Source organism: Bacillus mesophilum (assembly GCF_008923265.1).
Taxonomy (GTDB): Bacteria; Bacillota; Bacilli; order Bacillales; family Cytobacillaceae; genus Cytobacillus; species Cytobacillus mesophilum.
The window spans coordinates 301445-317477 of sequence record NZ_WBOT01000003.1 but is presented as its reverse complement, the minus strand read 5'-3'; the positions used below and the strand labels follow the sequence as shown (position 1 = coordinate 317477).

The 16033-nt window shown below is 39.3% G+C and carries 10 protein-coding genes; 5 read left to right on the top strand and 5 right to left on the bottom strand.

What is annotated here, in order from left to right; all coding sequences use genetic code 11:
• Positions 1 to 97 precede the first annotated feature (97 nt).
• The 5 genes from F7732_RS11165 to F7732_RS11145 form a co-directional block, all read right to left on the bottom strand.
• Positions 98 to 727: a hypothetical protein gene (locus F7732_RS11165; RefSeq protein WP_151573943.1), complete on the bottom strand. Its 630-nt coding sequence runs from the start codon at positions 725 to 727 to the stop codon at positions 98 to 100.
• Between the two features lie 412 nt (positions 728 to 1139).
• Positions 1140 to 6035 (bottom strand): S8 family serine peptidase, encoded by a 4896-nt coding sequence (locus tag F7732_RS11160; protein ID WP_151573942.1) that lies wholly within the window; start codon positions 6033 to 6035, stop codon positions 1140 to 1142.
• A gap of 408 nt (positions 6036 to 6443) precedes the next feature.
• On the bottom strand, positions 6444 to 7226 hold the full coding sequence (locus tag F7732_RS11155; RefSeq protein WP_151573941.1) for an N-acetylmuramoyl-L-alanine amidase family protein: 783 nt from the start codon (positions 7224 to 7226) through the stop codon (positions 6444 to 6446).
• A 655-nt stretch (positions 7227 to 7881) separates the two neighbouring features.
• The gene (locus F7732_RS11150) at positions 7882 to 9573 is read right to left on the bottom strand and encodes an alkaline phosphatase (RefSeq protein ID WP_151573940.1); all 1692 of its coding nucleotides are present in this window, start codon (positions 9571 to 9573) and stop codon (positions 7882 to 7884) included.
• Positions 9574 to 9877: 304 nt separating this feature from the next.
• Positions 9878 to 10510, bottom strand: coding sequence for a hypothetical protein (locus F7732_RS11145; protein WP_151573939.1), 633 nt, complete (start codon positions 10508 to 10510; stop codon positions 9878 to 9880).
• A gap of 372 nt (positions 10511 to 10882) precedes the next feature.
• Here F7732_RS11145 and F7732_RS11140 point away from each other — a divergent pair, with 372 nt between their 5' ends.
• The 5 genes from F7732_RS11140 (at position 10883) to F7732_RS11120 (ending at position 16009) form a co-directional block, all read left to right on the top strand.
• Positions 10883 to 11896 (top strand): SIS domain-containing protein, encoded by a 1014-nt coding sequence (locus F7732_RS11140; protein ID WP_240056600.1) that lies wholly within the window; start codon positions 10883 to 10885, stop codon positions 11894 to 11896.
• A 137-nt stretch (positions 11897 to 12033) separates the two neighbouring features.
• A complete protein-coding gene (locus F7732_RS11135) occupies positions 12034 to 13299 on the top strand; it encodes an ABC transporter substrate-binding protein (protein WP_151573938.1) in 1266 nt (421 codons plus the stop codon).
• A 131-nt stretch (positions 13300 to 13430) separates the two neighbouring features.
• The gene (locus F7732_RS11130; protein ID WP_151573937.1) at positions 13431 to 14315 is read left to right on the top strand and encodes a carbohydrate ABC transporter permease; all 885 of its coding nucleotides are present in this window, start codon (positions 13431 to 13433) and stop codon (positions 14313 to 14315) included.
• A gap of 2 nt (positions 14316 to 14317) precedes the next feature.
• A complete protein-coding gene (locus F7732_RS11125) occupies positions 14318 to 15169 on the top strand; it encodes a carbohydrate ABC transporter permease (protein WP_151573936.1) in 852 nt (283 codons plus the stop codon).
• A 27-nt stretch (positions 15170 to 15196) separates the two neighbouring features.
• The gene (locus F7732_RS11120) at positions 15197 to 16009 is read left to right on the top strand and encodes a PfkB family carbohydrate kinase (RefSeq protein ID WP_151573935.1); all 813 of its coding nucleotides are present in this window, start codon (positions 15197 to 15199) and stop codon (positions 16007 to 16009) included.
• The last annotated feature ends 24 nt before the right edge of the window (positions 16010 to 16033 follow it).

Below are 16033 nucleotides of genomic sequence, written 5' to 3'. Positions count from 1 at the left end.
GTTAAAGTCCAGTGCGGTTTTATTCATTTTTTTATGTTCTCATGAACCGCATTATTTAAGGGCGATGGTTGTGGACTTAACAGCATGATTATCTATATTATCTATATTGTACAGATATCCAGCCATCTTTCATTAGTGATATTTGATAATAAACACCTTTATCCGCTTCTACAGTGACCGTAGCACCAGTTTCTAGTACAACATCAAGGTTATGATAAAGTCCTGTCTGATTGTAGAATTCTAGAACTTCTTTTATATAGTCTACATATGCAGGATGGGTTTGAACATTGCCGACCGTCATTGCGCCAATTTCCTTTCCATCTTTTACCAAGGCGTAGACATCTGAATATGGGATGGCAAACACTTCAGCACCGATTGATTCAGCTGCTTCAATCTTATAAGCATGTTTTGGATATTTTTCTTTATCCATTAGTCTAAAATAAGTGTAACCACGGATCACCATTTCTTCTTCCTGTACATTCTGTTCAGACTGCTGTTTCTCTGTTACTTCTGCAGGTTCATTTGTTGTTGAATCTGTTTCCGGCGATTTGTCTTCTTCAGGCTTGTTCTTTATTTTCTCTTCATTTGACCTTTCGATCACAGGCTGTTTCTGTTGTTCCTCGCTTGCCTTTGCCTTCTCAGGTTTTCCTTCATAATAAAAGGCACCAGCTGCAGATAACATCAAGGCTGCTAAGATTGCAACATGCCATTTCTTTTTTACCTTCATTATGCTCACCCCCTTTTTTTTCTCTATTCATTAGACGAAGCAGACTGAAAGAAAGTTACTTTTATTACAATAAAATTTCATTTTTGTTACAAAATACCTAAAACAAGGCTTTTTTATTATATTTCACTTTTTTAGACGAGGACCGGAAGAAAAAAGTTTATGTTTTCACTCGTTTTTTTAAAATCCTCATATAAAATTCATTTATAGTCAGATAGGTTGAAAGAATGAATGTTAAAACGTGTTGGGGAGGTAATTTTCATCTATAGAATCCTACCTTTTAAGGTCCGAATGGGGTTACATTAGGTATGATTTTTTGTGCCATTATAAAGAGATTCGCTTTTTTTCAATCTAGGAAACTGGCAGTCTTACACAATCAAAAGGGGCATCCGTAATGGATGCCCCTTCTTCATGCTTATTTCAACTCATCTAGAGCATCAAGCATTCTGTAAAGTACTACAGCCGCTTGAGCACGAGTTGTGTTTTTCTTAGGACCGAATGTGCCATTTGAATTACCGTTTAGTAATTTCAGAGCAACAGCTTGGTCAATTGCTTCCTTCGCATACGAATTGATTCTATCAGCATCTTTGAATGAAGCTGAAGGCTTCAATCCTTCTAAAAGTGAAGCATCTTTGTACTCAACTGCACGGATGAGCATAGCAGCCATTTGTTCACGAGTGATGTTTTCACTTGGAGCAAATGAACCGTCAAGCTTACCGCTGATGATGCCTGCAGCATAAGCAGCTTCGATGTCAGAAGCAGCCCAGTGATTGGCACTTACATCCTTAAATGATCCTTGTTCTTCAGATGCAGGAAGATTTAAGGAACGTACAAGTAATGCTGCGAATTGAGCACGAGTGATATCTTCTTCAGGAGCAAACGATCCAGAAGTTTTACCATTAATGATGGAGCGTGAAGCTAATACTTCTATTTCATCCTTTGCCCAGTGCTTAGCTACATCCTTGAATGTAACGTTGTTTTCAATAACAGAGTAAGTTGAGAAGTGGTTAACCGTAAATGTGAAGCTGTCGCCTGACACTTTACCGCCAACATATTCCCAAGCTGCATCGTCTTCATTTAAGTAGTAAGCAGCAGCTTTTCTTGCATCATTGATTTTCTCAGCATCAACAGAAACAGTTACTTCAACTGGCTCAGCAAATGCGCTGTAGTCAGTGCTCTTGCCGTCTTTGTTTAATGTGATAGAGAAATCATAAAGCTCAGATACAAGGTTTTTACCTTTTGAAGCTGGTACATCTTTCGCTTCAAGTGTTGCAATTGTTATTTGAACATTGTCACTGCCTTGCTCAGCAATATCAGCAACAACAGCAGCTGGTAATGCAACAGTTTCAGTTCCTGCCTTCACGACAAGTCCTTTTTTGCTGTCAGCCACTTTCTTGAATGTATCTTTGCCTACTTTTGCAATCAGCTTAGATACATCGCCAGTTTGTAAGGATGATAGATCAACTGTAACCTCTGATTTAGAAGAATCATTGATTTGATCAATCACTTTTCCTTCTGTTACATCAAGTACAGCTTCGCCATCATCAGTTGCTGGCGGTGGTGTTACTGGTGGTGTCGGAGGAATAATCGGACCTGTGCCGCCGCCATTACCAGGTGGTGTTTCTTCTAATTTTTCGATTGTAACGGTTTTAGATGCTTTATGACCCGCAAGGTCTGTTACTTCAAAGACGAATGTGTTCTTACCGTCTTTTAAAGCAAGCTCTACATCTTCAATTGTCTTTTTGTAGCCGCGCATTTCGTATGGCTCTAAAAATTCATTTGTAAAGATTTCGCTTCCGTTGTTGTATACTCTGATTTCATCAAAGTTATCAGCAACTTCCAAAGAAACTTCTACACTGTCTTTTCCAGTTGATGCTGGAGCACCTTTTACATCAATTGTTGGAGCTGTACTATCAACAAATACCGTACGCTGGAAGGCAATTTCATTATCACGGTTGTCAACAGTCTTCACATCAAACTTCTTAACGCCATCTGCTTCATAAGAAATCGTTGTTGAGAATTCATGCGCTCCTGTAGCAGGATTCACTACAACATCAACCAATTCCCCATTGATTTCAAGCTCTTTGATACCAGACTTATCGTTAACATAACCTGAAACGATAACATCTTTCGATCCAACTGTTCCAAATGCTGCCGGAGTTAATACATGCACATCCGGAATCACCGTATCTTCTGCAACTTGTAATTTTTCTGTTGTGCTGTTTCCAGCAAAGTCATAAACAACAACTTCAAGATTGTTATCTGCTGTTAGACCATTTACAGCATATGTCTTTGTATCAGGACTTAATGGACCTGAAAGGACAGTAGAACTGTCTACTAATACATCAATGTAATAAACACCGCTGCCGCCTTCATTATCTGCAACATTAGCAAATGTAATTTCTTTTGATTCTGCATCATAGCTTGCTTCAATTTCTGGAGCTGTCACATCGACTTTGATTGGCATTGTAAATGACTGCCATTCTGCACCAGGATAATCAACAACTGCACGGATTTCGTACTGATAATCGCCCTCTGCAGCAGGTTTTAGATCAATTTGACCATCCCAGCCGCGAACTGTGCTTAGGGAGTACTGCTGCGCTCTTCCGCCATCATAGTAATTTTTGCGGGCATGATTCTCAGTACGGATTGTTCTGAGTTTATTGCCTTCACTATCTAAAATATTGTATTCCACTTTCTTCGCATTTCTTAAGAAAGAAACAACTGGAATTGCCTGATCTTGTACGCCATCACCATTTGGAGAGAATGCGATATGATCTGGATTAACTCCTTGTTCAAATGCACTGTAGCCTAAGAAGCTTAAGCTTTCATCGACTAAGCTTGTCATTCCGTAGAATGAAGTATCTGTCCAGCGTGCATCGTCCACGATTTGCGCTTTATCCCATTCGCCTTTAAAGCCAACGTAAGGAACAGAAAGCTCAGGATTCTCGTCAGCAGTGTCCGTTAACGTTACGAAACCTTCAACGAAGTAGCCGTTCGTGAATATCTCTTCTGCAGGTACTAGTGCAGAGCCATTTCGATTCAACACTGAAGCATTTGATAAATCTAACTCAACTGTAATAGTTTTCTTTTCGCCAGCCCCTAATTCAACAACAGCTGTCTCAGAATCATTTACTTTCACACCAACATCTTGAAGCACTTGAGCTTCAAGGGCACTTGGTGAATAACCTAGTTCTCCATATAATGCTAAGTCAGTTTGAACATTTAAACCAATATTGTAACTAACGGTCTTGTCTGAGTAGTTTTCAGCGATTAAAGTAAATTCAACAGTTTCGCCAATTTCTTTTAGAGCAACCTTTGCTTCTTTTGAGTCTTGTTCAGTGACCACAACAGGTGTGGACAATGCTGCATGCAATTGCATCAACCCTGCACCTTGGCGACGAGGTGAGTAAGGGATATCCCAACCTTCACCACTATTAATAAAGCCTACATCTTTTTGAGCTTTTGCAGTATTCATTAAAATATTCTTCGCCATATTCACACGTTCAGCGTTTTTCAAGCCAAATTCATTATCAACACGCTCAAGAACAAGTGCAGACCCACCTGCAACATGCGGTGCAGCCATTGATGTACCGCTCATCATTCCATATTCATTGTTTTGTAGTGTAGATAGAATTTGTCCGCCTGGAGCTGTGATCTCAGGCTTAAAGTCAAGATTTGGTGTAACTCCCCATGAGGTGAAATCACTCATTGCACCAGCAGTTGGGTTTGGTGCTTGGGTTGTTTCACCGTTAAATGAAATCGTAACCGTTTCTCCACTTTGTAAAGCATCTGCTAAAGCTTCCCCATTTGATTTAAGCATAAATAATTGAGGAACTGTAATAGATGGATCAGTTTGCATATTTACATATCCATCTACATTGTTGTAAACGATTACGCCAAGCGCCCCTGCTGCTTGTGCATTTATTGCTTTAGCAGTGAAGGCTATTCCACCACGTTCAATAAGAGCAAACTTCCCTTCCACATCTGCAAGCTCTTCAGGATTACCTAACCCACCGTATGCAAGTTCAAATTCTTTTGTTTCTAAGGAATTCGGATGTACGCTTCCCGCAGAAAGAAAAGGAGATTTACCAGTTACTTCTCCGAAAGAGTAACTTACAGCATCTAAATCCATATAGGTATTTTCATAAGATGCTACTTGCAAAGAATCATATGAAAGACCTGGTGAACCAGAAACCCCGATATCCGGATTTTGCGGCCATGGATTAGCAAACCCATTACCAAAGTGAGCAGAGTTACCAGCTGAAATAGCCATTAATACACCATTTTCAACAGCCCGCTCAATTGCCTTTTGCTCAGGATCTTCCGGCAGAACGAATGCAGCAGTGGAACCTAAACTCATATTAATTACATCAACACCAAGCTTAATGGCATCATCAATTGCCTTTACATAAATATCACTGTATGTAGAAGGCATTTCAGGATCATTTCCAAAAACTTTTAATCCTAAAATTTGTGCTTCAGGAGCGACGCCTTTTAAACCGCCATTTTCTTCATCTCCGTTGGCACCAACAGTACCTGATACATGCATTCCATGTTCTGATGCTTCTGCACCAAGGTCAAGAATCGTATCGTTTTGATCCATATAGTTATAAGCATATGGAACTTTCTCAGTATAGTACTTACCAGGAAGACCTTTTTCAGCGACAATTCCGTCTACAATGTCTTTTGTAAGTGTTTCTTCTGTTTCATTAGAAAGAACCATGTCTCTATGTTCAGTATCAATGCCAGTATCAATAACACCAACAACCATGCCTTCACCTTTAAAGCCATACTCTTTCCAGGCATTTTGCGCTTCAACTAATTCCTTACTATAGCGCATTTCAGGCTTCACTTCTGGTCTTGTGTATTCGTGTGCAATATGTACAGTCGCCACACGGTCGGCTTTTTCAATAAATTTAATATTTCCGAATTTGACTTCTGTACTGAAGCCATTCACAACTGTTGTGAAGTTATTAATCACTTCAATTCCAAGCTTGTCTGCATTTAATTCGTTTACTACTTGATTTTGCTGGTCAATCAGATCTTTTTCTACACTTTCTTTCTCTGTTTCTGTTAATTCGCTATAGATTTTACCTTGCTGCTGCGCTTTTTGAACTGCAGCTTCTCCGTCCAATTCAACAATAATACGCACTTCATCTTCATCATTATATTCGTGTTCTGGTGATTCTAATTTTTCTCCTGATGTAACTGGCTTTTCTCTTTCAGCTTTAGGCGGTACTGCACCATAAGCTGCGCTTGAAAATACCATCAGGAAAATAAGCAGTGCTAAAGACACCTTTCTGATCAAGGCAATTCCCCCTATAGTTGTTTTAATGTTCCTGTCATCTACCCTCCTTTATTTTTAATAATATTCTAGATGTTGAAATATTTGTGATAATCTGATTATAATCATAGGTATTTCGATAAGTAAATGAAATTTTTTAATATTTTTTTATAATCAAAATATTTGTTTAATTGTGTCAGTATGTGGGTAAAAAGATTGCTGGATGTTGTAAAGTGTTGTCATTTTGGGTGTAAGCGTTATCTATATTTAGTAAGAAATGAGCAGTACGATTTCCACTGTATAGCCTACGCTTGCCCGCAGGAGTCCAGCACCATTCCGCTCAAATCTACAAGGTTTCCATATACAATCTAGTTAAAATAGGAACAAAAAAAGAGAGTGTAAAAGATTTCTCTTCCCCACCCTCTTAATCTATTACTCATTTCCTTCTATATACCCACGCTCAATTGCTACATATAGTAAACCGATCGCGTCTGAGATGGTTAATTGTCCGTTTAAGAATTGTTCTCTCCATTGTCTGGCGAGGGCTGGGTCTTTTTGCTCAAATCTTGCCAGTACAGTTGCAACTGAATTTCGAATAGTTGACGTTGTTGGATTGAATGGCTGTGCCATAAGATCATCCTCCTCCGGTGTAATGGTATTGGGTTTTCCTTGCAAATTATAAAATGAAACAATCCCTTGAACATGACCGACTGCAATCGCCGTTATGACCTCCGATTGTTTCAGCAAATTAGCATCCGCGGCATTATCAATAAACAAATTTTCGGTTAATACTGCTGGGCTATCCGACTCACGGAGCATATGAAAATTAGCTGTTTTCACTCCGCGATTCACTACGCGGAAAGATGATAATGACGTCGTAACCGCTGCATGGATCTCCCGCTGAATTCTCCCAGAGACAGAAGTTGCGGCTTGATTGCTGTGCCGGTAATCCTCATACCCTGTTCCTCCTCCAGCATTTATATGAACTGATAAAACAAAATCCGCTCCCCACGCATTAGCGATATTGGTCCGCTGATTTAACGTTAACGTCTGATCACCTTCACGGCTCATCCGGACCGAAACATTCTCATATTGCAAAAGTAAATCACGAATGACTCGAGAAATCTGTAAAGTTAGATTCTTCTCCAGAAGCCCATTTCCTACTGCTCCTGAATCACTGCCTCCGTGGCCTGGGTCAATAAAGATTTTCACCATAAATACTCACCCCCTTTTAAGATATGCAGGAGGGGGGTGGGACGAAACTGAGATTATAAATCTGGTCATTGGAGTATCTTGGAAGAATCTCTGCTATAAAATATGATTGGCTCGCTACAGCCAATTCAAAAACCAAAACCTAGTAAAAAGGTCTCAATACTACCAAATATTAAAAAGTTAACTTTGAAATCTCTAAAAATATTAAATTTTTGTAAAAAGACAGTTTTTTCCCAAAAACCCGTTCTCTTTAGCGAACTTTTCTAGTATAATGGCATTAAATAGAAAAAAAGAGGTATTTAGTAACAAACTTTTTTCCGTAGAGGGGATTGACAAGTGAGCTTAAAAGGGATTATGTGCTTCTTTCAGAGAAAGCATAAATTTAGTTATTATACCGATACCTGTGTTCGCTGTGGGAAGAAAAGAAGATTATAGTACTAGAGGAAGTGCTCTGTTAAGGTGAGGACTTACAGCAGTTGATCTTGTCACTTAATTAACGCTTAAAAATGGGCTTATATAAAGAGGCAAGATGCTCTGCATCCTTGTCTTTTTTTATGTCTATTGTTAGAAAGGTATTTTAACATTAAGTTTGCCAGTACACTCAACTTAGATAGAAAAAACGGTACAGCATCGCTGCACCGCTTTTCTTTTCACTGAATTATTGGTTTCTTCTTTCTTCCATTTGATCGATAAACGCTTGCTCATCTTCAAATAGCTCTGTGCCTTGCAGGTAAGAAATAATGCGCGGCAGGTCTGTGTTATTAATTAAACCAACAAATTGGTCAGAACCTTTTCCGTATGCATATAGAGGGATTTCAACACCAGAGTGGTTGCGCGTTCCCCAGCTGATATAAGCATGGTTGGAAATAACTGTTCCAAGTGTGTTAACTAAAGTACTGCCATCCCAAGGCTGAGATGTTAACAATTCTAAATCTGCATCATTGATATCAAGCTTCGTGTGCTTTTCTAAAACACTTTCAGCATCAACTACATATGCTTTGTTGTCAGCTTTGTTGTCACCGATTTGATAACCAGCTTGTAAACCAAATAATTCCGTGAAGTCTTGGAAATCTACATGGTTTACACCAGGTGTTTTCACGATGCCGATACGTCCATTTTCACCTTTTACTGCAGTTGTTCTCTTCAATAAATCGATTGTAGCTGTTGTACCATCTAAAGAAACCGTTGCTTTTCCTGATTTGGAGTTAAAAGAGAATTTAGCTCCTAGTTCTTTTGCAGCATCACGAATTGGCAAGTAGTAATTACCTTCAGATTCTTTCGCATTTGCAATCGAGATTACGTCAGCTTCTTCTGCTAGTTTCGCAGCTAAAACGTTGTTGCTCATTTTGATATTTTTCAAAACATCTATATTATCCGCATAACCGCCCTCAGTTGTTCCAATGTTCATTCCGCCTGTTTCATGATCTCCAACCACGACAACAAGTGTGTTTTTATCTTTCTTAGCGAAATTTAGCGCCTTTTCAACGGCACGATCGAATTCAAGCATATCAGTCACTGTTGCTACTGGGTCGTTCGCATGTCCAGCCCAGTCAATTTGGCTTCCTTCTACCATTAAGAAAAAACCATCTTGATCTTTGCTTAGTGTATCAATCGCAAACTCAGTCATATCGGTTAAACTAGGCTCTTCTTGATTAACTCTATCAATATCGTAAGTTAGTGCTGCATCTGCAAATAAACCTAGTACTTTGTTGCCAGTCACAGAATCTAATTCGGATTTTTTTGTTACATATTCATAACCAGCTTCTTTTGCTTCTGCTACTAAATCGCGATCTGTTTGTTTGCCGCCGTCTTTTTCAAGCGTAAACATGTCGCGTCCGCCGCCAAGGATTAGATCTACATTGTTAATGTATTGCTGTGCAAGTGCAGCTTCATTTCCTCTTGAAGCATCATGAGAAACAAATACTGCTGGAGTGGCATGAGTGATTCTTGATGTTGCCACAATTCCTGTTGCTTTATCTTTATCCCGAGCGGCATCTAAAATAGAGCTCGGCTCTTTTCCATCTGGAGTTACCGCAATCTTGCCGTTATCTGTCTTATATCCTGTTGCCATTGCCGTACCTGCTGCAGCTGAATCCGTTACACTTGTATCTGCAGAGTACGTTTTCATCATACCTTTCATATAACGTTCAAAGCTAAGCTCTTCCCCTTTGAAAATACGAGATGCTGTCAAATAGCTCGCACCCATTCCATCCGGGATCATTAAAATAACATTCTTAGCTGTACCTTTCTCTGCAGCACTTGCTGCTGATGTTGGGATGCCTGCTGAAAGAACAACAGATGTTGCTACTAAAGCTCCTACCGCTTTCTTCCAAGAAAAGTTCTTCTTCATTTCTCAACACTCCCTACTATGTATTAGTTATACATTCCAATCCTAGCAATTATTTGTAAATAATAGATTTCAGAATTGTAAGCGTTTGTAGATAAATCGTAAAGGTTTTGTTTAGTCGGGACTTTGGGCGGAGAGTGGTGCGGTTGGGGCTTTTTGGGACGTCTGCGAGGTGTCTGCAGGGCGTGTCGGGGCGTCACAGTGACGCCCCGAACAGCCCCGATTTTTGTCGATTTATTCAAAAGCAAAAAAAGAAACTAGCAGTATAGCATCTGCTATTGCTAGTTTCTTCTATTAATTATACATATCAATCGTAATTAACAATCAAATATCCATCTTCAAGGGATAGCAAGTAGTATGAATGATTCTCAAACTCCGCATGGACTTTTGCGCCTGTGTTTAGAACTAAGTCGATATTCTGTGCAATTCCTCTTTCCTTGTGATGCTGGATATAATTTGACACGAACTCTTTATACTCTGGAAGGATTCTCATCGCTCCAACAGACATACTGGCAATCACTTTTCCGTTTTTTACAAGTGCAGCTACATCTGATTGAGGGATGGCATAGAAATCAGCACCAATAGATTGAGCCGCCTTCACAGATTTTGCAGTAGGATCATCCATCATAAGATGATAAGTTTCTCCGTAAATGGTTATAGTCCGTTTTTTATCATTATTTTCGGACTTTTGCTTCTGTTTACCGTCTTCTTCTTTCTCCCCAGATTGCTGTTCAGCCTTTTCAGCTCCAACAGGCTGCTCCTCTTTTGCTTCTTCCTTTATGGCTTCAGCTTGAGGCTCCTCATCTAGTTCTACTTCAGATGATACGTTCTCTTGTTGCTCCTTAGCTTCAACAGGAACTGGGGCACCTTCGTAATAAAATATTCCCGCAGATAAAAATAATAATAATGACAATAAAAATGCAGATAACTTTTTCTTCAATTCTGTCACTCCTTTTTCTTTTTCATATCATTAGACGAAGAAGGCCGCAAAGAAGTTATAGCTTTAAGAAAGATTTTTATCATAAAATATCGACAAAAAACGAGGAAAAAGGAAATAAATCCACTCCCTTATTGGCGTCTTTTTTTAATGTGATTTCAATTGATTTTTTTAGTAAGATTGCTAGCTGACCGTAAACCGAAAATAAAATCCCTGACCTTTGAATTGCCGGTGGCGTACTTGAAATCGACAATTATCGCCAAATTCCGGGGCGTCACTGTGACGCATAAACATATTGACAATTAACAATATTCAGATTTAAGATACTAATTAATATAACGTCATATGATGTTATAAATTTTCGGAGGTGTAATGATGAAACAAAAAAGCGGAGTATTGGTGAGTAACAAGTCGATGAAGCAGGAACATTTGGAACAGCTCGAGAATGTGATTGAGGCTGTGAAGAGCAGACAGATTGAGAATGTATTCTTTATCGCTTGCGGAGGTTCAATGGCTTCTCTGTCATTGGGTGATTATTTTTTTACAAAAGAAACAGATGTCCCATCTTTTGTCTACACATCAAATGAATTTATCCATCGCGATCCAAAGTCTTTAGGCCAGAACAGCTTAGTCATTCTCAGATCTCATTCTGGTACAACTCCTGAAACCGTAAAGGCTGCAAGCTTTGCCAGACAAAAAGGTGCTCTAACCGTTGCCATATCAATGGAAACAGATTCTCCTCTTTGTCAGTCATCAGAATATATCATTCATTACAACTATAAAGATGGCTCAGATGCGATCGATGGTGAAACAGGAATGTTCTATAGCTTAATCTTCCAGCTTTTAAATGTATTTGCACCTAATGAAAAATTTGCTCGTGTTGTTGAAAAATTAGCCCTCCTCGAAGACCTATACACAAAAAACAGAGAAAAATTCGCCGAAGTAGCAGATACATTTGGTAAAAAGAACAAACGTGAAAATATCATCTACACAATGGCTAGCGGAGCCTACATCCATCAGGCATATTCGTTTACAAGCTGCCTGCTGATGGAAATGCTGTGGATTCATTCAAACGCCATTCATTCCGGTGAATATTTCCACGGACCTTTCGAAGTAACAGATTATGATGTGCCATTCCTCTTAATCCTAGGAGAAGGTCCAAGCCGCCCACTCGATGAACGCGCATTAAGCTTTGCGAAAAAGTTCAGTGAAAAGGTCGAGGTCGTGGATGTAGAAACGTTAATATATGAAGGAGTTGACGAGGATCTTAAAGAATATTTTGGTCCAGCGATCATTGGTGTTGTGCTCCGTTTATATGCGGATGCTTTAGCAGAGCATACAGGCCACCCGCTGTCGGTCAGAAGATATATGTGGAAAATGGACTATTAATCTTTTAAAGCTTCAAGGATGAAGGGTTTTATAAAAGAAAAAGTGCGTAATAGGCAGGGAAAACATCACGGAATCCGCCTATGAGATCTAGACAGTCACTCGCTGCCGAAAACCGCCATATTTGGGGGAGGCTTATCATGAGAGGGAGAAAATATTGGGTCTTACTGCTCGTAATCGTATCAATATTGTCCGCCTGTAATTCCAGCGATGGAGCCAGTTCAAGTGAAGGAAAAACGGAAATTGACTTTTTCCATCGGTGGCCAAATGAACCTAGAAAGTCCTTTTACGATCAAAAAATTGAAGAGTTTATGGAGCAAAATCCGGATGTCCATATTAACGTTGATTATGTGTTAAATGATTCCTACAAAGAAAAAATTAAAGTGCTTGTCTCTAACGACAACCTGCCTGACATCTTTTCATCATGGTCTGATTCATTTGCAAAGAATCTGGTATCCTCAGGAAAAATCTTGCCTGTCGATGATATTTTAAAGGAAGACACCGAATGGTCTTCTCAGATAGTAGAATCCCAGTTTAAAGGATTTACTTTTGATGATGCGACTTACGGTGTTCCATTCACAGTTGATGGTAAAGCTTTCTTCTATAATAAGAAGGTCTTTGAAGAGCACGGAATTGAAATTCCAAAAACATATGATGAATTTATCGCTGTCTTAGATGACTTGCAAAAGGCTGGCTATGAGCAGCCATTAGTAGAAGGACTAACAAATACATGGGCCATCTCCCATTACTTAGGCACGATCTTTCAAAGATTAGTAGACCCTGAAGTGCTAGCAAAAGATTACAGCTTGGAAAATGCCGAATTTACAGATGAAGGTTATATCAAAGGACTTGAGGTATTCCAAGAATTAACCACTTATATGGGCGATGTCTCGACTGCAATCGATCATGAAGCTGCCCGAAATATGTTCGGCAGCGGTGAGGTTCCGATCCTATACATGCAATTTGCTGAGATTAAACTTGTAGAAGAAATTGGAGATGTAGAGTTTGGTTTCTTCGACTTCCCTTCCTTTAAAGATGGCAAAGGCGATCAAACCGCTTTAACTGGTGCACCTGAAGGCTGGATGTTAAGTAAAAATGCCCCTGAGGAAGCAGTTGAATTCTTGAAATTCTTAACTTCCGATGAAACCGCTTTCGATTTTACTGAAACGGACGGACAGCTTAATGCAATTGAAGGATCAGTAACAGCTGAAAATGCAAATGAAACGAGTTTGGAAGCTTATGATCTAGTTTTAAATGCCACATCGGTTTCACCGTGGTTCGATAATGCTTTAGATATAAATGTAGCAGATGTATTTATGCGAGGCAGTCAAGGCCTTGCCACAGGCCAATCGACTCCAGCTGATATCTTGAGCGAGGTTCAGCAGACTGTAGAAGGCATGAAATAGAAAATTTAGCTTGATCGATAGAGATACACACATATATAATATCTTAAAAATTCAAACAAGCTCCTTTCTTCTCCGGAAGATTGGAGCTCTTCCTCCAATATATACATTAAATCCGAAAGTAGGTGTAAAGGGTGGTCAGCAGAAAAAACAAATGGATTCCTTTCCTATTTCTTTTACCAAGCCTCTTATTTTTAGGAATTTTCATCTATATTCCACTTATTCAAAATTTCTATAATAGTCTCTTTGAATTTAGCGTTTTTTCTCAAACAAAGGAATTTGTCGGATTGAAGGCTTTTAAAAACCTTTTCCAAGATCAGATTGTAACAACCGCGTTTATCAACAACATTAAATATGCTGTCATCTCCGTGCTGTTTCAAGTCTTTTTTGCACTCGTATTGGCAGCTATTTTAGAAGATAAACTCTTTCGAAGAGCAGCTCCGGTATTGCGGATTATTTACTTTGTCCCAGTTATGATATCCATTTCTGTTATCGCCCTTTTGTTTGGTTTCATATATAACCCGCAGATCGGAATCTTGAATAGCTTCTTGGAATTAATTGGTCTTGAGAATTTGGCCAAGCCGTGGCTAGGCAATAGCACCACTTCTATTTATGCCGTCATAGCGATGTCGCAATGGCAAAGCATCGGCTTCATTACAATGCTCTTTATCGTTGCGATTCAGAAAATTCCAAAAGAATTATATGAAGCAGCCAATATTGATGGTGCAGGCAAAATCAGAAAGTTTTTCAGCATTACGGTTCCACAAGTAAAAGAAACGATGTTTGTTAACCTGCTCATAACCGTAACCGGCTCTATGCTCGTTTTTAATGAGCCGTATATTTTAACAAATGGCGGACCTGGCTTTAGTTCTATGACTCTAGCAGTTCATATGTATCAGGAAGGCTTTGTGAAGGATAATATGGGCTACGCTTCAGCAATTGCAACACTTATTTTCATCTTAACAGCCGTTTTTGCTGTCATTCAAATCAAAGTCTCTGGCACCGGAAAGGAGGAATAATGATGTTTAAACGGAGAAATCATTTTGGCAATGCTGCCTCATCCCTTTCCCGGAACATCACATTTCTAGGTCTTATCATATTCTCGATAATCATACTCTATCCTCTTTACTGGATGGTGATCTCTTCTTTAAAAAGTTATGACGAGATTTATAACAATGTGTGGGGATTGCCTGATGTATGGCATTTCGAAAACTATGCTACCGCTTGGTCTTTAGGAATTTCAAGCTATTTTCTCAACAGTGTATTTGTAACAGGTGCAACGATCATTTTAGTCGTAATAATTGGCTCTATGGCTGCATTTGCGTTATCAAGATATAGATCCAAATGGATTGATGTCTCCTTATATATGATTATCGGCGGATTAATGATGAATCCGCAGGTTGCATTGATTCCCCTATTTGAACTGCTGACATGGATGGAATTGATTAATACAAGATGGGCGCTGATTTTAATCTATGTAGCTTATCGTTTACCGCTAACAATTATCTTAATTCGTGCCTTCTTCTTAAGCATTCCCCGTGAGCTTGAGGAATCGGCGATTATTGATGGATGCAGTGAATTTAAAATTTATACGAAAATTTATCTTCCATTATCCATTCCAATTCTTATTACGACAGTCGTGTTAACAGCTTACTTTGCTTGGAACGAGTTTTTATTTGCAACCGTTTTTATTGATTCAAATGATTTAAAAACAATACCTTCTGGGCTGATGAACTTCAGAGATGCTCTCCGCACAGATTGGGGCGTACTGCTTTCGGGCATGGTGATCGCGTCGATACCAATGATCATTCTGCTGATTTTTCTGCAGAAGTATTTGGTCAGAGGATTATCTGAAGGGTCTGTTAAAGGATAGTACACATATTTAATAGGAGGAAACACGATGAAACTGATTGCGATTGGTGATAATGTAGTAGATTGTTATTTGGATCAGGAGATTTATTACCCTGGCGGAAATTGCGTGAATGTGGCTGTCAACGCACAGCGTAATGGCGCAGAACAGGTTTCCTATATCGGAATTTTCGGGAATGATGAGAAAGCGGATCATATAAAATATGCCTTGAAACAGGAGGAAGTAGATTTTCAGCATGCCAGATCCGTAATGGGTATTAGCGGCCAGCCGCGTGTTACACTCAAGGATGGAGACCGTATTTTTATCGGCGGTCCAAAAAACACGGTACAGCGGATGTTTAAGCTTCAGCTTATAGATGATGAATTAGATTATATTTCAAATTTTGACCTTTGTCATGTGAGCTGTTATTCTTCGATGGAAAGCGAGCTTGAGAAGCTTTCAAACGTTATTAAGATCTCATATGACTTTTCCAGTCGAAAGGATTTAGATTATATACGTTCGATCGCTCCCTATATTCAATATGCCTTCTTTTCAGCCGCAGAATTATCGGAAGCAGAGTTAGGTGCTTTTATTGAGGAATTAATAGCGTTACCATTTGAGGTTTTTGCATTAACGAGAGGCAGTGAGCCGGCATTATTTTTCCAAAATGGAGTTCAATATGAGCAGAAGCTAAACCCTATTTCAATTGTGGATACGATGGGTGCAGGTGATAGTCTCATTGCAGGCTTTCTTGTAAACTATTTAAACGGAGACACGATGCCATCCGCTATTGAAAAGGCCACTCTTTCTGCTGCAAAAACGTGCGGAATGTATGGCGGATTCGGATACCCTAAAAAAATGTAAAATTATTGTATTCAATCCTCTCCT